The 23,982-nt window shown below is 67.8% G+C and carries 21 protein-coding genes; 3 read left to right on the forward strand and 18 right to left on the reverse strand.

Annotated elements, in window-relative coordinates:
- On the reverse strand, nucleotides 1-384 hold the full coding sequence (locus tag EII34_RS08505) for a PaaI family thioesterase (protein WP_124844734.1): 384 nt from the start codon (nucleotides 382-384) through the stop codon (nucleotides 1-3).
- Nucleotides 385-386: 2 nt separating this feature from the next.
- On the opposite strand from EII34_RS08505, the gene polA reads away from it, so the two are divergent.
- Nucleotides 387-3,086 (forward strand): DNA polymerase I, encoded by a 2,700-nt coding sequence (gene polA, locus EII34_RS08510; protein ID WP_185711248.1) that lies wholly within the window; start codon nucleotides 387-389, stop codon nucleotides 3,084-3,086.
- Nucleotides 3,087-3,106: 20 nt separating this feature from the next.
- Here polA and EII34_RS08515 read toward each other — a convergent pair whose 3' ends face one another.
- The gene (locus EII34_RS08515; RefSeq protein ID WP_124844736.1) at nucleotides 3,107-3,826 is read right to left on the reverse strand and encodes a class F sortase; all 720 of its coding nucleotides are present in this window, start codon (nucleotides 3,824-3,826) and stop codon (nucleotides 3,107-3,109) included.
- 217 nt (nucleotides 3,827-4,043) lie between these two features.
- On the opposite strand from EII34_RS08515, the gene rpsA reads away from it, so the two are divergent.
- On the forward strand, nucleotides 4,044-5,489 hold the full coding sequence (gene rpsA, locus EII34_RS08520; protein ID WP_124844737.1) for a 30S ribosomal protein S1: 1,446 nt from the start codon (nucleotides 4,044-4,046) through the stop codon (nucleotides 5,487-5,489).
- Nucleotides 5,490-5,747: 258 nt separating this feature from the next.
- Here the strand turns inward: rpsA and EII34_RS08525 are convergent, their stop codons facing one another.
- From EII34_RS08525 to EII34_RS15945, 5 genes are all read right to left on the reverse strand, one after another.
- A complete protein-coding gene (locus EII34_RS08525) occupies nucleotides 5,748-6,065 on the reverse strand; it encodes a hypothetical protein (RefSeq protein WP_124844738.1) in 318 nt (105 codons plus the stop codon).
- A gap of 47 nt (nucleotides 6,066-6,112) precedes the next feature.
- Complete coding sequence (gene gcvP, locus EII34_RS08530; protein ID WP_124844739.1) at nucleotides 6,113-8,941, reverse strand: aminomethyl-transferring glycine dehydrogenase; 2,829 nt, start codon at nucleotides 8,939-8,941, stop codon at nucleotides 6,113-6,115.
- Nucleotides 8,941-9,300, reverse strand: coding sequence for a glycine cleavage system protein H (locus EII34_RS08535; RefSeq protein WP_124844740.1), 360 nt, complete (start codon nucleotides 9,298-9,300; stop codon nucleotides 8,941-8,943). Before EII34_RS08535 ends, gcvP begins: the two co-directional genes overlap by 1 nt.
- Nucleotides 9,301-9,315: 15 nt before the next feature.
- Nucleotides 9,316-10,431: a glycine cleavage system aminomethyltransferase GcvT gene (gcvT, locus tag EII34_RS08540; RefSeq protein ID WP_124844741.1), complete on the reverse strand. Its 1,116-nt coding sequence runs from the start codon at nucleotides 10,429-10,431 to the stop codon at nucleotides 9,316-9,318.
- A gap of 136 nt (nucleotides 10,432-10,567) precedes the next feature.
- Entirely contained in the window at nucleotides 10,568-11,110 is a 543-nt protein-coding gene (locus EII34_RS15945) for a hypothetical protein (protein ID WP_185711249.1), read from the reverse strand.
- Nucleotides 11,111-11,126: 16 nt separating this feature from the next.
- Between EII34_RS15945 and EII34_RS08545 the strand changes: the two genes are divergently transcribed.
- Nucleotides 11,127-11,879, forward strand: a complete 753-nt coding sequence (locus tag EII34_RS08545) for a DUF222 domain-containing protein (RefSeq protein WP_185711250.1) — start codon at nucleotides 11,127-11,129, stop codon at nucleotides 11,877-11,879.
- Here EII34_RS08545 and EII34_RS08550 read toward each other — a convergent pair.
- The 11 genes from EII34_RS08550 to EII34_RS16280 all read right to left on the reverse strand — a co-directional run bounded on the left by EII34_RS08550 (nucleotide 11,783) and on the right by EII34_RS16280 (nucleotide 23,936).
- Nucleotides 11,783-16,531 carry a DEAD/DEAH box helicase gene (locus EII34_RS08550; RefSeq protein WP_260425097.1) on the reverse strand — a complete coding sequence of 1,583 codons (4,749 nt, stop codon included), beginning with the start codon at nucleotides 16,529-16,531 and terminating at the stop codon, nucleotides 11,783-11,785. The two genes, EII34_RS08545 and EII34_RS08550, sit on opposite strands and share 97 nt — an antisense overlap.
- Before the next feature lie 94 nt (nucleotides 16,532-16,625).
- A complete protein-coding gene (locus EII34_RS08555; RefSeq protein ID WP_260425098.1) occupies nucleotides 16,626-17,276 on the reverse strand; it encodes a DedA family protein in 651 nt (216 codons plus the stop codon).
- A gap of 87 nt (nucleotides 17,277-17,363) precedes the next feature.
- Nucleotides 17,364-18,005, reverse strand: a complete 642-nt coding sequence (locus EII34_RS08560; RefSeq protein WP_221620240.1) for a hypothetical protein — start codon at nucleotides 18,003-18,005, stop codon at nucleotides 17,364-17,366.
- Nucleotides 18,006-18,258: 253 nt separating this feature from the next.
- A complete protein-coding gene (locus EII34_RS08565; protein WP_124844743.1) occupies nucleotides 18,259-19,578 on the reverse strand; it encodes an FGGY family carbohydrate kinase in 1,320 nt (439 codons plus the stop codon).
- A gap of 8 nt (nucleotides 19,579-19,586) precedes the next feature.
- Complete coding sequence (locus EII34_RS16260; protein ID WP_221620241.1) at nucleotides 19,587-19,841, reverse strand: substrate-binding domain-containing protein; 255 nt, start codon at nucleotides 19,839-19,841, stop codon at nucleotides 19,587-19,589.
- Entirely contained in the window at nucleotides 19,838-20,434 is a 597-nt protein-coding gene (locus EII34_RS16265) for a substrate-binding domain-containing protein (RefSeq protein ID WP_221620242.1), read from the reverse strand. The genes EII34_RS16260 and EII34_RS16265 overlap by 4 nt, the downstream gene beginning before the upstream one ends.
- Nucleotides 20,431-20,586, reverse strand: a complete 156-nt coding sequence (locus tag EII34_RS16270; RefSeq protein ID WP_221620243.1) for a hypothetical protein — start codon at nucleotides 20,584-20,586, stop codon at nucleotides 20,431-20,433. Before EII34_RS16270 ends, EII34_RS16265 begins: the two co-directional genes overlap by 4 nt.
- Before the next feature lies 1 nt (nucleotide 20,587).
- Complete coding sequence (locus EII34_RS16525; RefSeq protein WP_260425099.1) at nucleotides 20,588-21,748, reverse strand: ATP-binding cassette domain-containing protein; 1,161 nt, start codon at nucleotides 21,746-21,748, stop codon at nucleotides 20,588-20,590.
- 42 nt (nucleotides 21,749-21,790) lie between these two features.
- Nucleotides 21,791-22,822, reverse strand: a complete 1,032-nt coding sequence (locus EII34_RS08580; protein WP_124844745.1) for a LacI family DNA-binding transcriptional regulator — start codon at nucleotides 22,820-22,822, stop codon at nucleotides 21,791-21,793.
- Nucleotides 22,819-23,043, reverse strand: a complete 225-nt coding sequence (locus tag EII34_RS08585; RefSeq protein WP_124844746.1) for a hypothetical protein — start codon at nucleotides 23,041-23,043, stop codon at nucleotides 22,819-22,821. The genes EII34_RS08580 and EII34_RS08585 overlap by 4 nt, the downstream gene beginning before the upstream one ends.
- On the reverse strand, nucleotides 23,040-23,936 hold the full coding sequence (locus EII34_RS16280) for a mannitol dehydrogenase family protein (protein WP_395858081.1): 897 nt from the start codon (nucleotides 23,934-23,936) through the stop codon (nucleotides 23,040-23,042). The genes EII34_RS08585 and EII34_RS16280 overlap by 4 nt, the downstream gene beginning before the upstream one ends.
- Nucleotides 23,937-23,982 lie beyond the last annotated feature (46 nt).

Genomic DNA, 23,982 nt, shown 5'->3' on the forward strand with positions numbered 1-23,982 from the left:
TCACCGGGGGAGCAACTGGCAGGTCAGCCGTCCCACGGCCGTGGGACGGCCCTGCTCATCGGTGACCTCGACGGTGTAGACGGCGGTCCCGGACCCGATGCGGACCGCGGTGGCAACCCCGGTGACCACGCCGCCGCGGGCGGGACGCAGGTGGGTCACGTTGAGATCCACCCCCACGGGCAGGCGGTCCGGCTGCCCGGCGAGCCACGCCGCCACCGACCCCAGACCCTCGACCAGGGCGGCCGTCGCCCCGCCATGGAGGAGACCAGCGGGTTGTCGGTTGCCGACCACCGGCATCCGGCCGACGACACGCTCGGCGTCGGCCTCGAGGATCTCGATCCCGAGACGACGATGGAACTCGGCATCGGGCGGCAGGTCTGTCATGGATGTCAGTCTCGCACAGTAGATTGGGGGGCGTGAACCGACTGCTGCTCATCGACGGACATTCCATGGCCTACCGGGCCTTCTTCGCCCTGCCGGCCGAGAACTTCACGACCTCGACGGGTCAGCACACCAATGCGGTGCACGGTTTCACCTCGATGCTCATCGGGCTGCTCACCACCGAGCAGCCCACCCACGTCGCCGTCGCCTTCGACGTCGGGCGGGAGTCCTTCCGCACCGAGTCGTACCCGGACTACAAGGCCACCCGGAGTGCCTCCCCGGTGGAGTTCCGGGGCCAGGTGGAACTCATCAAGGAGGTGCTCGACGGGCTGCGGATCACCCACCTGGAGATGCCCGGCTACGAGGCGGACGACATCATCGCGACCCTGGCCACCGAGGCCGGTGCCAAGGGGTTCGAGGTGCTCATCTCCTCCGGTGACCGGGACGCCCTGCAGCTGGTCACCGACGCGGTGACGGTGCTGTACCCGCGCAAGGGGGTCAGCGACCTGGTGCGGATGACCCCGGAGGCGATCCAGGACAAGTACGGTGTGCCGCCCCACCGATACCCGGAGCTGGCGGCGCTGGTGGGGGAGACCAGCGACAACCTGCCGGGGGTGCCCGGGGTCGGACCGAAGACCGCGGCGAAGTGGATCGCGAACTTCGACGGGCTGGACAACATCCTGGCCCGGGCGGAGCAGGTGCCGGGGAAGGCCGGCGAGTCGCTGCGGGCACACCTCGACGACGTACGCCGGAACCGTCGGCTCAACCACCTGGTGCGGGACCTGGGGTTGCCGGTGCCGGTGGAGCGGATGGGACGCCGCGACTGGGACCGTGATGCCATCACGCAGTTGTTCGCCGCCCTGGAGTTCCGTACCCTGCGGGACCGGCTGGCCCAACTGTACGGTGGCCAAGCGGTGAAGGACCCGGCAGGACAGGCCCCGGCCTTCCGGGTCGACGGTGTGGAACTGGGGGAGAACGAGGTGCAGGGCTGGCTCGAGGCCCACGCCGCGGGTGGGGCCGCGCTCGCCTTCGTCGGCACCTGGGGTTCCGGGACCGGGGACCTGCAGGGCATCGGGGTGGCTGCCCCGGACGAGGTCGGCGCGTGGATCGACTGCGCGCGGTTGTCACCCGGGGACGAGTCCGCACTGGTGGCATGGCTGGCCGATGCGGACATCCCCAAGACGGTCCACGCCGGGAAGGGACCGCTGCTCGCCGTCTGGGAGCGGGGCTGGGAACTGGCCGGTGTGGTTCTCGACGTGGCCCTGGCTGCCTATCTGCTGCGTCCGGACGTGCGTGGGCAGGAGCTGACCGATCTGGTGCAGCGACACCTCGGCCGGGAGCTGTCGGCCGAGGGCGGTGGTGCCCAGGAGTCGCTGTTCGACGCCGATGAGTCCACCACCGCGCGGGACGCGATGCTGCGTGCCCGTGCCGTCCTCGAGCTGGCCGAGGTGCTGCGTCCTGAGCTCGACACCCAGCCCGCCGGGGAGCTGATGCAGAGGATCGAGCTTCCGCTGCAGGTGACCCTCGCCCGGTGTGAACGCAGTGGCATCGCCGTGGACCGGGACGTGCTGGACGAGCTCCGGCAGGAGTTCGACGCCGCCGCACTGACGGCACAGCAGGCCGCCTGGGACTCGATCGGGCACGAGGTGAACCTCGGTTCCCCCAAGCAGTTGCAGACCGTGCTGTTCGATGAGCTCGACATGCCGCGGACGAAGCGGACCAAGACCGGCTGGACCACGGACGCCGAGGCGTTGGAGTCGCTGTACGCGAGGACGGAGCATCCGTTCCTGGCTGCCCTGCTGGCGCACCGGGACCGGATCAAGCTGCGGCAGACCGTCGACACCCTGCTGGCGGCGATCCGTGACGACGGACGCATCCACACCACCTACGCCCAGACCATCGCCGCGACCGGTCGGCTGTCATCACTGGACCCGAACCTGCAGAACATCCCGATCCGCACGGAGCTGGGACGCAGGATCCGCTCCGCCTTCGTGGCCGGTCCCGGGTATGAGTCCCTCATGAGTGCGGACTACTCGCAGATCGAGATGCGGCTCATGGCGCACTGCAGCGCCGACGAGGGACTCATCGCCGCCTTCGCCTCGGGACGGGACTTCCACGCCGAGATGGCCGCCACCGTGTTCGGGGTCGATCCCGGGGAGGTGACGGGTGAGATGCGGGCCCGGATCAAGGCGATGAACTACGGGCTGGCCTACGGGCTGTCCGCCTACGGGTTGGCCGCGCAGCTCGGGATCTCCACGGCGGAGGCGAGGACGCTCATGGATGACTACTTCTCCCGGGTCGGGGGAGTGCAGCGGTACCTGGCGGAGGTGGTCGAGGAGGCCCGCAGGGTCGGCTACACCGAGACCCTGCGGGGGCGTCGTCGTCACCTGCCGGATCTGGCCTCGACGAACCGGCAGCGTCGCGAGATGGCGGAGCGGGCAGCGCTCAACTCGCCGATCCAGGGGTCGGCGGCCGACATCATCAAGCTGGCGATGCTCGGTGTGGAGGGCGCCCTGGGCAGGGCGGGGCTCAGCAGCCGGATGCTGCTCCAGGTCCATGACGAGCTGGTGCTGGAGATCGCTCCCGGGGAGCAGCAGGCGGTGGAGGAACTGGTTCGGACGGAAATGGGCACCGCCATGGAGTTGGCGGTGCCCTTGGAGGTCTCCGTCGGGGTGGGTGACTCCTGGTTCACGGCCGCCCACTGAGGGGCGGCCGTGGGTGGGGATCAGGAGGCGTCCGTGACCGGCTTGAAGCGGAAGAAGACGCGGGAGTCCCAGTCGTCGGTTCCTTCCTTGTGGTCCCAGCAGATGATGATGGCCAGGGCCGGGTCACCCTCGAGACGCACCATGAGGTCGGAGTCCGGGTTGTAGTCCTCGACCATGATCTTCTCCGCGTCGACGTACTCGTAGCAGGCGGTGCGCCCCTCGGCGTCCCACAGCTTGATGGTGTCCCCGGGCTTGAGCTGGGGCTCACCACCCTCGTAGAGCTGGTTGCCGACGGCACCGCCGTTGCGGTAGGTGTGGATGGACATCACGACCTGACCGGCATCCGATGCCGGGGCGGGGCCACCGTTCCACCAGGAGGCGGTCTTCGGCTGGTTCTTCGGCGGGGCCGCGATGAGGCCGGCGTCGTCGACGTTGAGTGAGAGCACATCGGCATCGACGCCGAGGGACTCGATGGCGTAGCGGACCGGGATGAACCCGGTGCCCTCCGGTGGGATGCACGTACCGTCCGAGGTCGGGGTGGGGTCTTCGGCCGCCGGTTCGGTGGCGGGGGTGCTCTCCTCGGGGGTGGCCACCGCGGTCGTGTCGTTCGTGGAAGGGGTGGACGACTGCGAGGTCGGTTTGAAGATGAACAGGAGGGCCACGATCATGACGATGGCCAGGGCAGCGGCGGCCAGTCCGATCTGGACCTTGCGGTTCTTGAAGGCTTCGGCGAGATTCACGGGACCAAGGGTAGTAGTTGGGGGCCGCACGACAAACCGCTGGAGTGTCCTGACGGTCGTTTGACCCGCCTTGCCGGAGCGGATAGGCTGAGCCTGCACTGTGGCCTGCCTACCCTCGGACAGAGGGGGGTCGGCGTGTCCGAGGTCCCCGATCGATTCCCAGCGGGGAGTTCGACGGGGCCCGGGTGCGACACGTCCATTGCGAAAGCCCTACTACATGTCCTCCTCCTCCACTGAGGCATCGACCGTCGTGGTCGACGATTTCGGCACTCCGGAAGCCTTCCTGGCCGCCGTTGACGCCACCATCAAGTACTTCAACGACGGCGACATCGTCTCCGGCACCGTCGTCAAGGTCGACCGGGACGAGGTCCTGCTCGACATCGGTTACAAGACCGAAGGCGTCATCCCCTCCAAGGAACTCTCCATCAAGCACGACGTCGACCCCTTCGAGGTGGTCCAGGTCGGCGATGAGATCGAGGCCCTGGTTCAGCAGAAGGAGGACAAGGAGGGTCGCCTGATCCTGTCCAAGAAGCGCGCCCAGTACGAGCGCGCCTGGGGCACGATCGAGAAGATCAAGGAAGAGGACGGGGTGGTCTCCGGCTCCGTCATCGAGGTCGTCAAGGGTGGCCTCATCGTCGACATCGGCCTGCGTGGCTTCCTGCCCGCCTCGCTGGTGGAGATGCGCCGCGTCCGCGATCTCCAGCCCTACGTCGGCATGGAGCTCGAGGCGAAGATCATCGAGCTGGACAAGAACCGCAACAACGTGGTGCTGTCCCGTCGTGCCTGGCTGGAGCAGACCCAGTCCGAGGTGCGTCAGACCTTCCTCAACCAGCTGCAGAAGGGCCAGATCCGCAAGGGCGTCGTGTCCTCCATCGTCAACTTCGGTGCGTTCGTGGATCTGGGCGGGGTCGACGGTCTGGTCCACGTCTCCGAGCTGTCCTGGAAGCACATCGACCACCCGAACGAGGTCGTCGAGGTCGGCACCCCGGTCACCGTCGAGGTGCTCGAGGTGGACATGGACCGCGAGCGAGTGTCCCTGTCGCTGAAGGCCACGCAGGAGGATCCGTGGCAGACCTTCGCCCGGCTGCACCAGATCGGTCAGATCGTGCCCGGCAAGGTCACCAAGCTGGTGCCGTTCGGTGCGTTCGTCCGGGTGGGCGACGGCATCGAGGGCCTGGTCCACGTGTCCGAGCTGGCCGAGCGTCACGTCGAGATCCCCGAGCAGGTGGTCACCGTCGGCGATGACGTCATGGTCAAGGTCATCGACATCGACCTGGATCGTCGTCGGGTCTCCCTGTCGCTGAAGCAGGCGAACGAGGGCTTGGACGTCGCGGCCGACGAGTTCGACGCCTCGCTCTACGGCATGGCCGACAGCTATGACGAGCAGGGCAACTACATCTACCCCGAGGGCTTCGACCCGGAGACCAACGAGTGGAAGCCCGGCTACGAGGAGCAGCAGGCCGCGTGGGAGCAGCAGTACGCCGAGGCCCAGGCCCGTTGGGAGGCCCACAAGCGGCAGGTGGCCGAGGCCGCCGAGGCCGAGCGTCAGGCCGCGACCGAGGCGGGTACCGGCTATGCCTCAGCAGCCGAACCCGGTGAGGGTTCGCTGGCCTCCGATGAGGCGCTGCAGGCCCTGCGTGACAAGCTGACCGGCAACAACTGATCTGCTGGAACTCTGCGGCCCCACCCGAAAGGGTGGGGCCGCAGTGACTTCGGGCCAGATTTTTGCAATGACGCACAGCAGGAAACTCGACTGGCCATGGCTTTCTCATCCCCACGGCGAAAGGAGAATTGAGGTGTGTTCTCGCGTCATCTCGCTCGTTCTCCTGGTCAAGGCGACCTCGGGAACCGGTATGGCCTGTTGGCCGGCTGGGGCCGCGGGCGTCGGCCTGCAGCGTGGGCTCCTCAGTCCTGTTCCCGATCAACTGGAATGATGCGTGCAGGAGGAATGGCTCATGAACTGTGCCAGGAAAACCCGGATGCTCTGGCCTGAGACCTTCGGGCGATGACTGCTCTTCGCGATGGCCATCCACCAGCCGCTGGCCTTCCTCTCCTCGATGCTGGTGGGCTGGGTCAAGCAACTCCCACTCGCGGTGACGATGCTGGAGGTGTGGCTCTGGGCCTTCGTCATCGCCACCGTCACCTCGGTGGGGCAGGCGGCTGCGGCCGGCCGGGTGTCTCGTTCTGGGAACTCCTCTTCGGTACCTCGCCCACTGACTCCCGGTGATGCCGCCACCATGACTTCAAGGGGTCCCGCACCAGATGGTGCGGGACCCCTTGGTCCTGTCAGGTCGTCGTGCCCTCCCAGGGCGGGCAGGAGCACATCAGGTTGCGATCCCCCCAGGCGTTGTCGACCCGGCCGACGGGGGGCCAGTACTTGTCCACCCGGAACGCACCCGCCGGGAAGCAGCCCTGCTCGCGGGAATACGGTCGGTCCCACTCGGCGACGAGGTCCTCCACCGTGTGCGGTGCCCGGCGAAGCGGCGACTCCTCGGCGCTGACGGCCCCGGAGACCACCTCGTTCGCCTCGCGGGCGATGTCCAGCATCGCCGTGACGAAGCGATCCAGCTCGGCCAGGGTCTCGGACTCGGTGGGCTCCACCATGAGGGTGCCTGCGACGGGGAAGCTCATGGTGGGGGCGTGAAAGCCGTGGTCGATGAGCCGTTTGGCGATGTCGTCGACACTCACCCCGTGCTTGGCGAAGCCTCGGGTGTCGACGATGCACTCGTGGGCCACGCGGCCATTCTGGCCGGTGAACAGGATGGGGTAGGCCTGTGCGAGTCTCGTCGCCAGGTAGTTGGCGCTGAGGATGGCCACCTTCGTGGCCTGGGTGAGGCCAGAGCCACCCATCAGTCGGATGTAGGCCCAGGAGATGAGCAGGATCGAGGCGGAGCCCAGCGGGGCCGCCGAGACCGCGCCGGGTTCACCGGTGCCGGGATCGCTCGGCAGGTGTGGCCGCAGGTGCTCCTTGACCCCGATCGGGCCCATGCCCGGCCCGCCTCCGCCGTGGGGGATGGCGAAGGTCTTGTGCAGGTTGAGGTGGCTGACATCACCGCCCAGATCGCCCGGCCGGGCCAGCCCGACCAGCGCGTTCATGTTCGCGCCGTCGATGTAGACCTGCCCACCGTGCTGGTGGGTGATCTCGCACACCTGTCCCACCGTCTCCTCGAACACCCCATGGGTCGAGGGATAGGTGATCATCACCGCGGCGAGCCGGTCCCCGGCCTCGGCGGCCTTGACGGCGAAGTCGTCCAGGTCGATGTCGCCGTTGTCCCTCGCCTTCACCGCCACCACCGTCATCCCGGCCATCGCGGCGGAGGCCGGGTTGGTGCCGTGCGCGGAGGTGGGGATCAGGCAGATGTCACGATCCTCCCCGTTGCTGCGGTGATACGCGGCGATCGTCATCAATCCGGCGTACTCGCCCTGGGCCCCGCTGTTCGGCTGCATCGAGAAGGCGTCGTAGCCGGTGATCCGACACAGCTTCTCCTCCAGGTCCGCCACCAGCAGCTGGTATCCCGCGGCCTGCTCGGCCGGGGCGAACGGGTGCAGGCCGGAGAACTCCGGCCACGTGATGGGCAACATCTCCACCGCTGCGTTGAGCTTCATGGTGCACGATCCCAGCGGGATCATCGCCCGGTCCAGCGCCAGGTCCCGGTCGGAGAGGCGGCGCATGTAGCGCATCATCTCGGACTCGGCCCGGTTCATGTGGAACACCGGGTGGGTGAGGTAGTCGGAGGTGCGCAGCAGCTCCTCCGGGATCGCGGGGGTCGTCGCCAACTCGGTGACCGGCTCGATGCCGAAGGCATCCAACACCCGGCCGAGGATCTCCAGGGTGGTGGTCTCGTCGACGCTGATGCCCACCTTGTCGCGGCCGACCTTGCGCAGGTTGATGCCCCGCTGCTCGGCGGCGGCGAGGATTCCCGCCTGTCCGACCCCGACGGTCACCGTGACGGTGTCGAAGAAGTGGTCCGGCTCCACCGTCGCCCCACCCGCCCTGAGCGCCTCGGCCAGGGTCACCGCCATGAGGTGGACGCGCTGTCCGATGGCCTTCAACCCCTCGGGGCCGTGGAAGACGGCGTAGAAGGAGGCCATCACGGCCAGCAGCGCCTGCGCGGTGCAGACGTTGGAGGTGGCCTTCTCCCGACGGATGTGCTGCTCCCGGGTCTGCAGCGCCAACCGGTAGGCGCGGTTTCCCGCCGTGTCCTTCGAGACCCCGACGATCCGGCCGGGCATGGAACGCTTCAGTGCGTCCCGGCAGGCGAGGAAAGCGGCGTGCGGGCCGCCGAACCCCATCGGCACCCCGAACCGCTGTGCCGACCCGATGGCGATGTCGGCCCCCATGGCTCCCGGTTCCTTGATGAGGGTGAGGGCCAACAGATCCGTGGCGACGATGGCCAGGGCCCCGGCCTCGTGCAGGGCCTGACACCGTGCGGTGTGGTCGCGCAGGTGGCCGTGGGTGCCGGGGTGGGGGAGCAGGGCGGCGAACAGGCCGGTGGGGTCGAGCTCCGTCACGTCGCCGACCACGAGCTCGATGCCGAGAGGTCGGGCCCGTGTGGCCAGCACACTGAGCACCTGGGGGTGCAGGTCAGCCGCGGCGAAGAACCGGTTGCGTTTCCGCTTCCCTGCGGCGTGGGCCATGTTCATCGCCTCGGCGGCCGCCGTCGCCTCGTCCAGCAGGGAGGCGTTGGCCACCTCCAGACCGGTGAGGTCACTGACCATGGTCTGGAAGTTGAGCAGCGCCTCGAGGCGTCCCTGCGCGATCTCCGGCTGGTACGGGGTGTAGGCGGTGTACCACGCCGGGTTCTCCAGGATGTTGCGTTGGATCGCCGGGGGAGTGACCGTGCCGTGGTACCCCTGCCCGATCAGCGAGGTGCGGACCTGGTTCGCCGCTGCCATCCTGCGCAGCTCCTTGATGACGGCGCCTTCGGTCAGCGGGTCCCAGTCGAGGTCATCCTGCTGTCTGAGGTGCGCGGGGACGCACTGGTCGATCAGCTCGTCCAGACTGGTCACGTCGAGCACGTCCAGCATCGTCGTCATCTCCGCCGGACTCGGGCCGATGTGACGGCGGTTGGCGAAGTCGTCGGGGTCGTACGAGGTGGGGTTCCAGGCCGACATCAGCCGATCAACGCCTCGTAGGCCGCAGCATCCAGGTACTCCTCCAGCACCGAGGGATCGGTGACGGTCATCGTGAAGAACCAGACGTTCTCCGGGTCGGCGATCACGGACTCGGGATCATCGGTCACCGCCTGGTTGACGGCGGTGACCACGCCGTCGGCCGGGGCGTTGATGCCGAAGGTGGCCTTGGTGGAATCCAGCACCACCAGCTCCTCCCCCTTGGTCACCTCGGCATCCACCTCGGGAAGTTCGACGTAGACGATGTCCTGCAGCTGCTCGGTGGCGTGGGGGGTGAGGCCGACCGTCACGCGGTCCCCCTCGATGGCCAGCCACTCGTGTTCCTCGGTGTACTTCAGCATGGTTCTCCTTCAACCTCAGCGTTTGTAGGAATGGGGGATCAACGGCAGATCGGTGACGGTCATCGGGATGCGTCGTCCTCGGACCTCCGCGTGGACCACCTGCCCGGGAGCGTACCTCGTGGGCAGCATCGCCATGGCGACCGGGCCGCCGACGCTCGGACCGAAACCGCCGGAGGTGATCTGGGCGATCGGTGTCGTCGCCTCGGTGTCCGGGAAGACCGGGGTGCCCTCGCGCACCACGGCCCGCCCCTCAGGGCGAAGCCCGACCCGGAGTCGCGTCGGGCCGTCGGCGAGCTCGGCCAGGATCACCTCGGAGCCGGGGTAACCGCCCGCCCGGGAGCCATCTGATCGGCGTACCTTCGGGATGGCCCACCCGAGACCGGCCTGGACCGGGGTGATCTCCGGTGCGAGTTCGTGTCCGTACAACGGCATCCCGGCCTCCAGGCGCAACGAGTCACGGGCCCCGAGCCCGGCGGGTGCCACCCAGTCCAGGGCCAGCAACGCGCGGGCCAGGGGGATGGCATGATCGTCGGGGACGGAGATCTCGAAACCGTCCTCGCCGGTGTAGCCGGAACGGCTGACCCACAGCTCCACACCGTTCCAGGTGAGGGGGAGGGAATCCATGAACACCAGCTCCGTCGCCTGGGGAACCAGGGTGGCGAGTGCCTGCTCGGCGCGTGGCCCCTGCAGTGCCAGCAGGGCACGATCCGTGAGGTGCTCGACCTCGATCCCGGGCAGGGTGCGCAGCAGGGCGAGATCGTGCTCGGTGCGGGCGGCGTTGACCACCACGTGGAATCGGTCCTCGTGGTTGGCGAACATGAAGTCGTCCAGCACGCCGCCGTTGTCATCGGTGAACAGCCCGTAGCGTTGCCGCCAGGTCTTCAGCCCCAGCACGCTCGCCGGGGTGAGTCGTTCCAGAGCGGTGGCGACCTCGGCCAGGTTCCCGGAGGTGGGGCGCAGCCACACCTGACCCATGTGGCTGACGTCGAACAGCGACGCGGCCTGTCGGGTGTGCTGGTGTTCGGCGATGACGCCGCTGTAGCTGACCGGTAGCTCCCACCCGGCGAAGTCCACCAGACGAGCCCCGAGCTCCACGTGCAGTGGGTGGAGGGCTGTGGTGATCGGTGACATGCGAACCCCTTTGATCGATGTGTGGCCAGCTTAGACCCTGGGGCGGGGTAACGCCACGACGCAGCCCCCCGAGTCGGGTCGGGGACCCGCGGACCTCGCCCACCGTCCGGGAGCAATCACAGCGCTGATCCAGCCCTCATGGCGCACGAAATTTTTTCAGGATTGTTCTCGAATACCCCTTGTTCTCGAATCTCTCATCGATTATAATGGGGGCATGACCACCCCCCTTCCCGTCACTGTCGCTGAGGCCTTCGACGTCCTGGCCGACACCGAGGCGCAGTTGCGTGCGGTGGAGGTGGCGCAGGTGATCGCGATCGCCCGGGTGGTGGAGCTGTACCGGGTGGACCAGGCAGCAGTGTTCGAGGCATTCGAGGAATGCCTGTCGGCTCATGTGGATGGCTCGTCCGGTGTGGGGGAGTTCCTCGCCCTCGAGGTCGGAGCGATCCTCGGCATCAGCCCCAGGGCGGCGATCTGCCGGATCGCCGATGTGGTCACCGTCAGGGACCGGTTCCCGTCGTCGTGGGATGCCTTCCTGGCCGGTGAGGTGCGGTGGTGGCAGCTCACCGAGGCGATCCACCACCCCGGTGTCTCGGGATTGGGTGCCGAGGGATCCCGCTGGTTGGACCACCAGCTCAGCATCGCGTTGCGCACGTCGTCGTGGCAGCAGGTCCGCAGACACCTTCCCCGATGGGGTGGTGCAGGCCGACCCGGCTGCGGCTGCAGAACGGGAGGCCGTGGCGCGGGAGGATCGGCACGTGTGGGTCAGCGGGATCCAGGATGGCCACTGTGCCCTGTCGGGTCGTCTGGCCGCGCGCGATGCCGTGGATCTGGACCACGCATTGACCAGTGTGGCCGGGACCATCCCCGAGGAGGCGGGAACCTTGAGGCAGCGACGCGCCGCCGCGTTGGGTGTCCTCGCGCGGCAGGCCGCCGGGCAGGACACCCTGCCCGCTGCCACGGTGATCGTCCACATCGATGCTGATGATCCGGTGCTGACCGGTGAGGGTGAGGCGTGTGGGGTCGCGGAGATCGAGCACTGGGGTGCGGTGCTGAGCAACCGGTTGCCGGAGTTCCTGAAGGACACGCGGGTGACGGTGCGTCCGGTGATCGACCCGTGGCGGCTCCCACCGCAGGATGGGCACGACCCGTCGGTGGCGTTGTGGACGGCGGTGACCGCACTGATGCCCACCGACATGTTCCCCTACGCGGCCAGCACGTCCCGGCGCTGCGACATCGACCACACCATTCCCCACGACGACCACACCCCGGGCCTGACCCGGTGGGGCAACCTCGCGCCGTTGTCACGCAGGACGCACCTGGGCAAGACCTTCGGTGGCTGGTGGATGAAACGTCAGCGTCCCTCGAGGGCAAGAGAGGGTAACTGGCCGATGATCCGGTTGGTCTCCAGGGAGAGGGTCACCACCCGTTTCAGCAGGTCGATGACGTAGCGCGGGTTGCGCTGTTCCCGGCACCAGTCGTTGGGGTCGTTGACGATGCCCGAGGACTTGTCGGTCTTCACCACGTAACGATCCATCACCCACTCCAGCGCCGAGCGACTGCCCAGTTGGTAGGCGAAGACCTCCCCAGGGATGCCGCCCAGCCTGACATGGGAGTTGTAGATGAGCGTGCTCCGGTCAGTCTTCGAGGCAAATTTCATCTTCGTCGTCGTCACGGCGAACAGCTCGTAGGCATCCAGCCCGGCCCGGGCGGAGATCGTCTCCTCCAGCGGGTACGGGTCCACCTCCTCGTAGCCGATGTGGAGCTCCAGCAGCTCCTGCCCGGTTGCGGCGAAGGCGTGAAAGTCGTCCCCGCTGGCGGCGAGCGGGATGCGGGGCAGCATCTTCCTCAGGTCGGCTGCGAAGCGTTCCCGGTACTGCGGCGAGTGCAGCACGGCGTAGACGTAAGCGAAGATGTCATCCTTGGTCACCGCGCCGAAGGCCTGCTGGAAGTGGGCCAGGGCCTCATCGGTGATGTTGTCGATGCGGCGGTACCCGCCCACCAGGTCGGCATCCAGGTTGAACAGCATCTCTGATTCCGCGCGCTTCGGTCCCGGCTCGTAGGTCCATCGCGGGAAGAACTGGGAAGTGATGACAAAGGTCGCGCAATCCACCAGATCCTCTGCTGCCAGCACTGAGAAGTGAGCTTGGGCATGTGGGGAGATGACCTGGAACCCGATGTTGGGGACATCGGGGGCCGGGAAGATCGAGTGCATCCGGTAGACCATGTCGTTCATGGAGCGGCTGAAGTAGCTGTGCTGTTTCGTGAAGGGGCGATAGCTGGACAGCCGCAGAGCGGCGGGGTCAAAGCTGTGGCGCACACCACGCTGATGATCCTTGAGCAGGCCTCGGCTCCAGGAGATCCTTGACGGATCGGAATCAGCCTCCGCGCCGAGACAGGCGTTGTAGGCCGCGATCATCCGGGACATGTTGTCCTCGAGTCCGGGCTGGCTGAAGTTGTAGCACCATGTGTCGCGGCTTGTCGCGAGTCCTCGGGAATGGAGCTTGAAGATGGCTGGTTCTCCGCTCTTCGAGCCGATCGGCATGAAGGAACTGAACAGGTCGTCGCGCTGGTTGAGCCAGTCGCCGTGCGCATTCGGGGTGATCTGTTCCCAGCCCTCGTCGTCCAGGGTGGCCTCGGCCAGGAGCGCCAGTTTCTCCTCCCGGGAGAGGAAGTCGCCGATGTCGCGGTAGTGAATGGTCGGGGGGGGGGGGGGGGGGGGGGGGTTTGCCGTTTTCTTCACACCGAGCACGATGGCGACGGTGTTGCGACTGCCGGAACCGAAGATCTTTCCGCCCTCCTTGCGGGACAGCTCACCAGCGGTGCGCTGGTTGCCCCGCAGGTTGAACACCCACAGCTCGGAGAACTCCTCGGCCAGGGACAGCCGCATCCCGTCGGCGGTGTTGCCGTCCAGCCAGCCGCCGTTGGAGACGAAGGCCATGATGCCGCGCTCGGCCAGCCGGTCGGTGGCCCATCGGTAGGCCCGGATGTAGGAGTCGTAGAGGTTGTTCTTGTTCGTGGCGCTCGAGCGCGCCGCATAGGTGTCGCGAATCCTGCCGTCCAGGCTCGGGTACCTGAGGTTGGCGTTGTTGTCGTTGGCGCTGCCCTGGCCCACCGAATAGGGTGGGTTGCCGACGATCACCTGGATCGGGGTCTGCAGCTGCCTGGTGATGCGCTCATTGTTGGCAGGCAGCAGCGAGGTGTCCGCGCGATCACCGGTCTCACTGATCTGGAAGGTGTCGGTGAGGGTGGCCCCGGGGAATGGGACATAGCTCTGCTCCCCGGTGATGGACTCGTAGGTGCTCTCGATGTTCACGCAGGCGATGTAGTAGGCCAACAGCATCAGCTCGTTGCACCACAGCTCGTGCGCGGCATCCGTCGCCCCGTACTTGCGGGGCAGGTCCTCTGGCGCGATGATCCCCGATTCCAGCAGCCGCACGATGAAGGTCCCCGTCCCGGTGAACGGATCGAGGACCTGGACCCCCTCATCGCTGAGACCCTGCCCGAAGTGGCGACGGCTCAGTTCGTCGGCAGCACGCAGGATGAAGTCCACCACCTCGACGGGGGTGTAGACCACGCCCAAGGACTCGGCCTGCTTCGGGAAGGCGTTCTTGAAGAACTTCTCGTACAGGTCGTGGATCACGGTCTGCCTGCCAGCGGCATCGGTGACCGCTGCGGCCCGGGTCCGCACCGACCGGTAGAACCGCTCCAGGTGCTTGGTCTCCGCCTCCAGACCCTGCCCTTCCAGGACATCGAGCATGGCCTGCATCCCGATGCTCACCGGGTTCGACTGGGCGAAACCGGACCCGCCGAACAGCGCATCGAAGACCGGTGCTGTGATGAGGTGCTGGCTCAGCATCGAGACGGCGTCATCCCGGGTGATCGAGTCGTTGAGGTTGCCACGAAGACCTGCGAGGAACTGCTCGAACCGAGCGGTGACCTCCTCATCCGCCTGAGCCAGCAACGCATTGATACGGGCCACCTGGGCGGCTGACATCTCGGCCACGTCGGCGGCCCACCGGTCCCAGTACTCCCGGGACCCGACGCGGCTCACGATCCGGGAGTAGATGGCGTCGCGCCACTGCTCCAGGGCGAACAGCGGGAGCTGAGCCGCCCCGGAGGCCGCCCCCGAGGTGTCGACGATCACAGTGCCGGAAGGGTCCTTCCCGCCGTTCAGTTCGATGGACTGGATCACCGACTCGAACCGGTCGTCATGGGCGCGCAGCGCGTTGAGCACCTCCCAGACCACCTTGAACCGTTTGTTGTCGCTCAAGGCCTGTTCCGGGGCCACCCCTGCAGGCACCGCGACCGGCAGGATGATGTAGCCGAACTCCTTGCCGGGGGCCTTGCGCATCACCCGTCCGACGGACTGCACGACGTCCACGGCCGAGCTGCGAGGACTGAGGAACATCACCGCATCCAGGGCGGGAACATCCACCCCCTCGGACAGGCAGCGGGCATTGGTCAGGATGCGGCACTCACCATCGGGGACATCAGCCTTGAGCCAGCCCAGTTCCCTCGCGCGGACCAGCGCGTTCATGGTCCCATCGACGTGCCGGGCCTGGCAGCTCAGCAGACGTGCTTCTTCAGCCCCGGCGGTGGCGGTCACCACGTCGTCGAAGACCCTCGCCACCTGCTGGCTGGAACGGATGTTCTCCAGGAAGGCGACGGCCCGTTTCATGGGCGTGGCGTCCGGCGGGAAGGAGGAGCTGGGATCACCGGTCGCGGAACGCTTCGCCAGCGAGTTCCAGCACCCCATGATCCGGGCCGCGTCATCGAGCGGGATCTCCAGTTCCTGCCCGGCCTGCATCTGCTGCATGGGGGCGGCCATCTGCTCCTCGGAGACCACGAGCACCAACACCTTGTAATCGGTCAGCAGGTCCTGTTCCACGGCCTCACCGAAACCCAGCCGATGGAACACCGGGCCGAACCGGGTGTGGTCATCCATCGAGGTCAGCTCGGCGGAGTGGGCCTCGGCCCTGTCCTTGACGGCGTCGCTGAACAGGCGTGGGGTGGCGGTCATGTACAGGCGACGCCTGCCCTTCAGGTACTGGGGGTCATGAACCCGCACGAAGTCCGATTCCGTCGTGCCCGCCAACGTGACACCGGTTGTGCGGTGAGCCTCATCACACAGGATCAGGTCGAACTCAGGGGCACCCAGATCCTGGGCCTTGGAAACCACGGCAGCTGACTGGTACGTGGAGAAGGTCACCGTCAAACCGGCACCACGACGGCCAGCCGTCAGACGACGGTGCAGCTCGGTGGGGTCGGTGGTGGCGGGCAGTGGCAGGTCGTGCAGTGCGATGTCCTCCGCGGCACGGGAGGCCTTCGTGTCCGAGCACACCACCGTGGCGCGAAGATCGAGTTCAGCCTGGGCGGACCACTCCCTGAGGGTCTGGGCCACGAGTTGGATCGAAGGGGCCAGGAAGAGTACCCGCAGGCTGCCGCCCTCCGCCTCGGCCAGCTGCTCGGCCAGCTTCAGGGAGGTGAAGGTCTTGCCGGTGCCGCAGGCGCTGATCCACTGGCCCCGATCATGCTCGGCGAAGCCAGCGAGGATCTTCGTGATGGCCAGGTCCTGGTGAGGGCGGGTGCGGTAACGACGAGCAGGCCTGAGATCGACGGTGATTCGGGCTCGGTCGGCGAACACCCAGTCGATGGGAGAGGACTGCAGCTGTTCGAGCCCGATGCGAGTGACCGGGATCTGCTGGTCCGAGAGGGCTTCCTCGGCGTGCCTGGACCAGAGATCAGTGGTGGAGATGATGATCCGGTTGGAGAACCCCACCCCGTCCCAACGTTTCCCGGAGGCCGTGAAGAAGGAGTCGATGTCCTTCTTCTGCAGCACCTGAGCGCGGGAGTAGAACTTGCACTGGATGGCGGTCCACTCCCCGGTGGCACGGTGCTGCGCCACCAGATCGATACCGACATCGGCCGTCCCCGCCCGGTGGGCCCAGTCATTCCACCGGGAGACGTTCTCGTAGGTGTCACGGAGCAGGGGATCGTGTTCGAAGTAGCTCACCATGAGTTCTTCGAACCGGGTGCCCCGTTCACTGTTCGACGCTGCGTCGTCGAAGGCCTGGATCACATCGAGAACAGTTGTGGTCACGTCGCTCCTCGCCTGCTGGGACCTCGCCTGTCGGGTCAGGGTTCATCCTGACAGGAACGACATCGTGACGTCACCTCACCGACACGAATGGGAATCAGGCGGCCTCGGCGGAGCGCCTGCGGGAGCGCAGCCGCAGCACCACCCACACCACCAGGGCGACGGCACAGGCGACGAGGACGATCTTCGAGAAGAGGTTGACGTAGTCCTCCGCGACGTGCCAGTTCGATCCCAGCATGTACCCGGCGGTGATGAGGACGGTGTTCCAGATCGCGGCACCGGCCGTGGTCAGCAGGGTGAACCGCAGGAAGTTCATGTGGGTCACCCCGGCCGGGATCGAGATCAGGGACCGGAAGATCGGCACCATGCGGCCGAAGAACACCGTCAGGCTGCCACGCCGATGGAAGAAGGCCTCGGTCTTGTCGATGTCCTCGGTGTTGACCAGCGGCAGTTTGCCGAGGATGGCCCGGGTGCGTTCCGGACCCAACCACCAGCCGAGCCCGTAGAGGGCCCAGGCGCCGACCAGAGAACCACCGGTGCACCAGATGATGGCGCTCCACAGGGTCAGCCCCGCCTGCCCCGTCCCGGCCGAGAAACCGGCGAGCGGCAGGATCACCTCCGAGGGCAGGGGGGGAAACAGGTTCTCCAGCGCGATGAGCAGGGCGGCACCGAAGCCACCCAGCATCTCCATGATGCCCACGGCCCACGCTGCGATCCCCGTCAGCTCGGCTCCGGTCTCCAAAAGCACGCTCGTTCCTTTCCTTCGGCCCACCCATGATGCCCCGGGAAACCTGAGGAGAAAAACCGAAGACCCTGTGGAGCGCCTGTGGAACGCTCAGCCCAGGTCGATGATGCGCTGCAGCTCGCGCAGCCGAGGGACCGCGACGGTGCGCAACTTCTCCCTGCGCTGCTGCGGGTCCGACGACAGGGCGTCCTTCCACAACGAGCGTCCAGCCATGGCCCCGGCCGCCCCGTGCCGAACCGCCGTGCCGACCTGCGTGACGAAGGTCTCGTGGTCCACCCCGGCGGACAGCACCGCCCACGGCACCTCGGCCGCTGCCCTGGTCACCGCGTCACATCCCGCCGCCGACCCCGGGTAGGGCAGCTTGAGCATCTTCGCCCCGCAGGCGACGGCGAAGGCCGCCGCCTGTTCGATCAACCCGGGGAAGACCGCCGCGTACTCCTCGGGGGACTCGCCGTCCAGCCGGTAGGTGAGGATCTCGACGATGAGCAGCAGCCCTACCGCCTCACATCGTTCCACCAGATCCCGGACCTCCTGCGCCACCGGCGAGTCCAGACCCTGCCGGTCCGGCCGCAGGTGGAACAGCATCTTCGCCGCATCCGCACCCAGCCGACGGACGTGCTCCGGTGTGGCCCCTGGCACGCAGCGGGCGTACCGCAGACCGTCGACCACGTCGTGTCCTGAGGCGTCCATCCCCACGACCAGGGCGGTGGCCCGTCCCAGGTGCCCCCTCATCGATCACCCAGGGCAGGGCCACCTCCGCATCCAGCAGGATGGCCGGGGCCGCGGCCCCCAGGAGACGGGCCAGATCCCCCTTCGCATCCCGCAACTGCTCCGTGGTGACGGCCCCGGCATCGCCCATCACCGCCTTCATGCTGGTGCGCTGATCGGCGGCGACGATCAACACCCCTCGTCCCGGGGTGCTGATCCGCTGCAGTGCGCGACGCTCGAGTGTGGTCAGTTGATTCATCCTCGATTCCTCACAGGTTCATGTGGTGATCAGACGACGTGCGAACGCTGCCGCTCCATTGGCGGTTCCCTGCCGGTGCGGCGAGACGGTGAGTCCCGGCAGCACCTCGGACCGGGCGCGAACGACACATCCCATGTCGGTCCAGCCGCCGGAGAGTCGGGACGCCACCGCCGGGGGCAGCTTCTCGTGGATGATCCCCAGCAGACGCCGGATCTCGTCGTTGCCGTGCTCCAGGGTGGCCAGGAAGAGCTCCTGCGGGGTCACGCCGTCGCTCACGATCCGGATGTGCAACTCACCGTCGTCGTTGCGGGCCCCGGAGATCTCCACGGCCCCGGTCGGGAGTCCGGACCCGTCCAGCTCGAGCACCGCCCGGTCAAGCCGTTCCCGGCCTGCGGCATCGGTGATCCCGATCAGCTGCAGCACCCGTCGCAGCAGGAGCCCGCTCTTGACCCCGGCGACGAGAACGCTCCGGCCCGGCAGCACATGGGGCACGCAGTTGATCAGCGCCCTCCCCAGGTGCTGCCTGGCCCGGAAGTCGAGGGGGCTCTCCAGGACCCGGAGCAGCACCTCGGCGGTGCCGAACGAGACCAACCAGGTGTCGGGCTCCAGCCCGAGACCGGCCGCAGCGACCAGATGGTCGTGACCGGCGACGGTGACCCGGGCGTCATGGAAACAAGGAGGGAGCCAGGAGCTCCGGGTCACCCCGAGCAGTTCCCCCGCCACCAGCCGCGGTGGGATGAACGCCGGGGTGAGCCCCAGCCAGGTGAGGAGTTCCGCCCACGGAGCCCCGGTTCCCTGATCGATGAGCCCGGTCCGGGCGATGAGCGACGGTTCCGCCACGAGGGGACACCCGAGTCGGGTGGCCACCCACTCCGGCAGCGAGGCCCAGGTGGTTCCGGCCGGTGAGATGTCGTGGTCGCGCAGCCAGGCGAGCTTCGCCGCCGTGACCTGCACCCCCCACGGGAGCCCCGTGTGTCCCGCACACTCCTCGCGGAGTGTGCGGGGCAGTTCCGCCACCTGCTGCGCACCACGTGGATCGAACCATGCCATTCCCGGTGTCCGGGGCCGCCCCTTCGCCATGACGAATCCCGTCTCACCCATGCCGGCCAACGCGATGGCCGCCACGTGGGCATCGTCGGGAAGCAGCTCCGCCGCCTGGCGGAACAGCTCGGCGACGGCGTTCCCGAGGTCCTCGGGATGGAGGTCGGTCCTGCCCCGGCCCCCCGTGCGCCACGGGGTCGGGACCCGGGTCTCGGCCACGGGGTGGGCGTCCTCGTCCTCGACGACCATCTTCAGGAAGGTGCTGCCGAGATCGACACCGGCCACCAGGTGGGACATGGCATCGCTCACGAACACTCGGAGGCGTACAGGGCCTGCTGGCCCTCCTCCGTCTCCAGGGTCTCCGGGGTGATGATGGTGAAGCCCGTCTGGATCTTCTTCTCGGTCGCCTCCCCCTTGATCGCGGCGAGCGCCTGCCGGACACCCTGCTGTCCGATGTCGTACGGCTGCTGGGCGATGATCGCCTGGAGCGTGCCGTCCCTGAGGGCCTCCACCTGGACCGGACCCGCGTCGAAGCCGACGACCTGGACCTGCCCCTTCACCCCGGCCTGCTCGATACCGGTCGCGGCACCTCGGCGCTGAACAGGTTCGTGGCGAACACGGCCTTGAGATCCGGGTGCTTCTGCAGTGTCGCGGTCACGATGTTCGCGGCCTCAGCGGGCTGGTTCTTCGCGTACTGCACCCCGACGTACTCGTACGTGCCGTCCTTCGCCGCGGCCTCCTCGAAGCCCTTGACCCGGTCGTCACTGGTGGAGATGCCCGGCTGGTTGTCGATCACCAGCACCTTCCCGCCTCCCGGGACGAGCTGTTGGATGGCCGTGAACGCCGCGGCCCCACCGCCGATGTTGTCGGATGCGATCTCGGAGACCGCGAACGACGGGTCCTCCACCGTGGTGTCCACCAGCACCACCTTGGAGTCCTTCGCGGCCTCCTCCAGCGGACGTTGGAGGGCGCTGACGTCGTTGGGTGCGATGAGGATGGCCGATGGTCTGGTGGCGGCCACGGAGGCCACGATGGGTTGCTGCAGCGCCGGGTCCCATTTCTGCGGACCCTGGACCGAGACCTCGGCCCCGAGCTCGGCAGCGGTATCCCTGACCCCACACTCCATGGAGATGTAGAAGTTGTCACCGATCACCCCTGGATGAAGGTGATGGTGGGCCTTCCTCCACCGGAGCCCGTACCGTCGCCGGAGTTGCCCGCACCACTCTGGTTCCCGGTCGTGCAGGCCGCCATGCCGGTGGCCACGAGCAGCGCCGCGCTGACGAGAACGACTCTGTTCCTGCGCATCTCACTTTTCCTTTCGGTTGGTTGACAGGAGCCTTGCGAGCAGGCCCCGCTGGTCCTGACCGCGACTCGCGGCGGCGCGTCGCTGCTGGCCGAGGTAGACCGCAGCGACCAGGAAGGCGCCGACCACCACCTGCTGCCAGTACGGCTGCACGCCCAGGATGACGAAGCCGTTGCGGAGGGTGGCAGGGATCAGCAGACCGATCACGGTGCCGAAGACGGTCCCGAAGCCGCCGAAGAGGCTGGTACCGCCGATCACCACACCTGCGATGACATCGAGATTGGTGAGGCTGTGACCGGCGATCGTGGTGGAACGGTAGAAGGCCAGGTTCAACAGTCCGGCCACCCCTGCCAGGAAACCGGCGAACATGTAGACCTTGATGAGTTGCCGATCGACGTTGATGCCGACGCGACGTCCTGCCTCCGGGTTGGAGCCGATGGCCTCGGTGTGGAGACCGAACCGGGTGTGTCGTAGCAGCACGATGCCGACGGTGACGACGACGGCGGCGATGATGACCAGCACCGGTACGCCCAGCACCCTGCCGAAACCGATGCTGCGGACCAGGACCTCCGGCATCGAATGACTGATGAGGACGACCCCGACCCCCTTGTCACGGATCCGACGGATGAGGTCGAGAACTCCCTTGGTCTGCACCACCCCGAGAGCCGCGGTCGGTTCGTCGAGGAAGATCACCTTGCTGGCCCACGCGGCGGCGCGGGCCACCGCGATGGCCTGGCGCTGTCCGCCGGACATCCCGGCGACGGGTTTCCCGAAGTCCCGGACCGTCGCGCCCAGATCCTCGAAGGCCTCGATTCCCTGCTGTCGCATGACGGAGCGCTGCATGAAACCGAGACGTCCGAGCCAGCCGCGTCGCATCACCTCCCGGCCGAGGAACATGTTCTCGACGGGATTCAGGTGATTGGCCAGGGCGAGATCCTGGAAGACGGTCTCGACACCGCGCTCCCGCGCCTGGGTCGGGTTCGCGAGGGTGATGGGGAGCCCCTCGAAGAGGAGGGTTCCCGCATCGGGCGCATCGGCACCTGCCAGGATGCGCACCAGGGTGGACTTGCCCGCCCCGTTGTCACCGATGAGGGCGGAGACCTCCCCGGGGCGGACGTCGAAGTCGGCCCTCTGCAGGGCGGCGACGTTGCCGAACGTCCGCACGATCCCCAGGGCCTCGTAGAACCGGTTCGGTTGCTGTACTGGTCATGATCCTCCTTGATCCGACGTGAGGGCGGGGGACAGTTCGCCCGATCCCCGGGGGATCAGACGACACGGGACGTGCTGGATGCCGCCGCCTCGCGGTGTCAGACCCTGCATGCGGGGCAGGAGCGCGGCCACGGCGGCCTCGCCGATGGCGGTGGCACTGTGGTCGATCACGGTGATGGCGGGGGAGAGGCTCCCGGCCAGGGGGAAGTCGCCGTAGGAGATCACGGCGATGTCGGTGCGGTGGAACTGGTGCAGCACCGGGACCACGCCCAGGGTCAGCCGTGAGTTGGTGGAGATGATCGCCGTCGGGGGCGCGGGCAGTTGCAGCAGACGGGTGAGTGCGGGTGGGACGTCGGCCGCCTGGGGCAGGTCACAGCAGATGAGGTCCTCGTCCACGACCAGGCCGTGTTCGGCCATGGCCTGCCGATATCCGTGCTGACGGAGCCGGGTGGTCTCCATCGCCGGGGTGTCACTGATGACCGCGATCCGGGAGTGGCCGTGCGCGATGAGGTGTTCGGTCGCCCGACGGCTCAGGGCCACGTCGTCGACCACGACGGACAGGGCCGTCGGCACCTCACCGATCCGGTCGACGAAGACCAGCGGGGTGCGACGCAGTTCAGCGGAGGCCAGGGAGTCCGCGGCCAGTGGTGCGACGATCATCCCGGCGCATCGTCGTGCGATGAACATCTGGACGGCGTCGAGCTCCCTGACCCGTTCCCGGTTGCTGGAGACGATCAGGCAGGTGTAGCCGTGTTCGGCGAGACCGCGCTCCACCGCAGCCGCCAGTTCGGCGAAGAAGACGTCCCCGATGGAATCGACCAGCACACCCACGCACCGTTCCACCCCGAGGCGCAGGGAACGGGCGGCCTCGTCCGGGGTGTAGTTCAGCTCCGTGATGGCGGCGGCCACCAGGGCGCGGGTCTCCGGTGCAACGCTGGGGTGGTCGTTGAGGACCCGGGAGGCCGTCTTGATGCTGACCCCCGCACGCTGCGCCACGTCCTTCAGCGTGACGGAACCATCGTGGGTCATGGTGCCTCCGTCGCCGCTGCGGGGAGTGCCGTGAACACGGTGGTGACCTGATCGGTCACCGGGAGCAGGGCGTCGACGGCGAGGTGGGGGACACGCGGTGGGCCAAGGTCCCAGGTCGGGGGACGACCGTCGCTGCGGCGGAGGATGGCCTCATCGCGCGTGGACTTGCCGACCCCGGCGGGCCCGGAGATGACGACGGCGTGGTGCACCGGGGTGCTCATGGTGCGAGCCTCGCCACGGCACCTGCGGCACCCGACTCGGTGAGGCTGGCCAGCGCGCAGACGTAGGCCTCGCGCAGCCGCGGATGACCGCCCAGGTCGTCGAAGACCTCGCTGAACTCGAGGAAGGTGCCCGGAGCCTGTTCGTCGCGCCCGGCCCAACGGCGCAGCTCCTCGGCCCGCCGATCGGTGAGGTCGGCGACGGTGAGGATGCGGGTGCGCCAGGCCGTCAGCACGAGGGCGGCGATCCCGACCGGGCCGTTCGTGGCGAGCTGGTCCCGGACCACGGGCATCAGGAACTTCGCGATCCGGTCCGATGAGTCCACCACCTGTCGGGCCAGGGTGTCGGCGAGGTGTGTCCCTCGGAACCGCTCCATCAACTGGTCGCAGTAGTGCTCGAGGTCTGTCCCCGGAACCGTTCCCAGCGTCGGGACGGCCTCCTCCAACATGTAGCGGCGGATGAACCGTGAGAACCTCTCGTCACGGCAGGTCTCGTGGACCATCGTGAAACCGGCGAGCAGGCCCAGGTGGCTCATCACCTGGTGGGAGGCGTTGAGCAGACGCAGTTTCATGCGCTCGAACGGTGCGACATCGGGCACCAGCTGCGCCCCGACCCGCTCCAGCGGTGGTCGTCCGGCCGGGAAGTGGTCCTCGACCACCCAGTGGATGAACGTCTCCGCGCGCACCGGCCAGGCATCGACCAGACCCAGCCGGGCCAACAGGTCAGCGGCGAGCTCCGGGGGCACCACCGGGGTGATCCGGTCCACCATCGAGTTGGGGAAGGCGACGTGCTCGGCCACCCAGTCGGCCATCCCGGGGTCGTGGCCCCGGGCGAAGCCGGTGAGCGCCCGCCGCGCCGCCTCGCCGTTGCCCTGGATGTTGTCGCAGGACAGCACCGTGAAGGGGGGGCAGCCCTGCCTCGCGCCGTCGCCGCAGTCCTTC

Source organism: Arachnia propionica (assembly GCF_003859805.1).
Lineage (GTDB): Bacteria > Actinomycetota > Actinomycetes > Propionibacteriales > Propionibacteriaceae > Arachnia > Arachnia propionica_C.

Bases quoted from the DNA above. Each gene is read 5' to 3' on its own strand.
- EII34_RS08585 (WP_124844746.1), bottom strand. From the start codon at position 23,043: ATGAGCACCCCGGTGCACCACGCCGTCGTCATCTCCGGGCCCGCCGGG.
- EII34_RS08580 (WP_124844745.1), bottom strand. From the start codon at position 22,822: ATGACCCACGATGGTTCCGTCACGCTGAAGGACGTGGCGCAGCGTGCG.
- EII34_RS08505 (WP_124844734.1), bottom strand. From the start codon at position 384: ATGACAGACCTGCCGCCCGATGCCGAGTTCCATCGTCGTCTCGGGATC.
- gcvP (WP_124844739.1), bottom strand. From the start codon at position 8,941: ATGTCGGCCTGGAACCCCACCTCGTACGACCCCGACGACTTCGCCAAC.
- rpsA (WP_124844737.1), top strand. From the start codon at position 4,044: ATGTCCTCCTCCTCCACTGAGGCATCGACCGTCGTGGTCGACGATTTC.
- EII34_RS08560 (WP_221620240.1), bottom strand. From the start codon at position 18,005: ATGAGGGGGCACCTGGGACGGGCCACCGCCCTGGTCGTGGGGATGGAC.
- EII34_RS08565 (WP_124844743.1), bottom strand. From the start codon at position 19,578: ATGTCCCACCTGGTGGCCGGTGTCGATCTCGGCAGCACCTTCCTGAAG.
- polA (WP_185711248.1), top strand. From the start codon at position 387: ATGTCAGTCTCGCACAGTAGATTGGGGGGCGTGAACCGACTGCTGCTC.
- gcvT (WP_124844741.1), bottom strand. From the start codon at position 10,431: ATGTCACCGATCACCACAGCCCTCCACCCACTGCACGTGGAGCTCGGG.
- EII34_RS08525 (WP_124844738.1), bottom strand. From the start codon at position 6,065: ATGGTGGCGGCATCACCGGGAGTCAGTGGGCGAGGTACCGAAGAGGAG.
- EII34_RS16270 (WP_221620243.1), bottom strand. From the start codon at position 20,586: ATGCGCAGGAACAGAGTCGTTCTCGTCAGCGCGGCGCTGCTCGTGGCC.
- EII34_RS08535 (WP_124844740.1), bottom strand. From the start codon at position 9,300: ATGCTGAAGTACACCGAGGAACACGAGTGGCTGGCCATCGAGGGGGAC.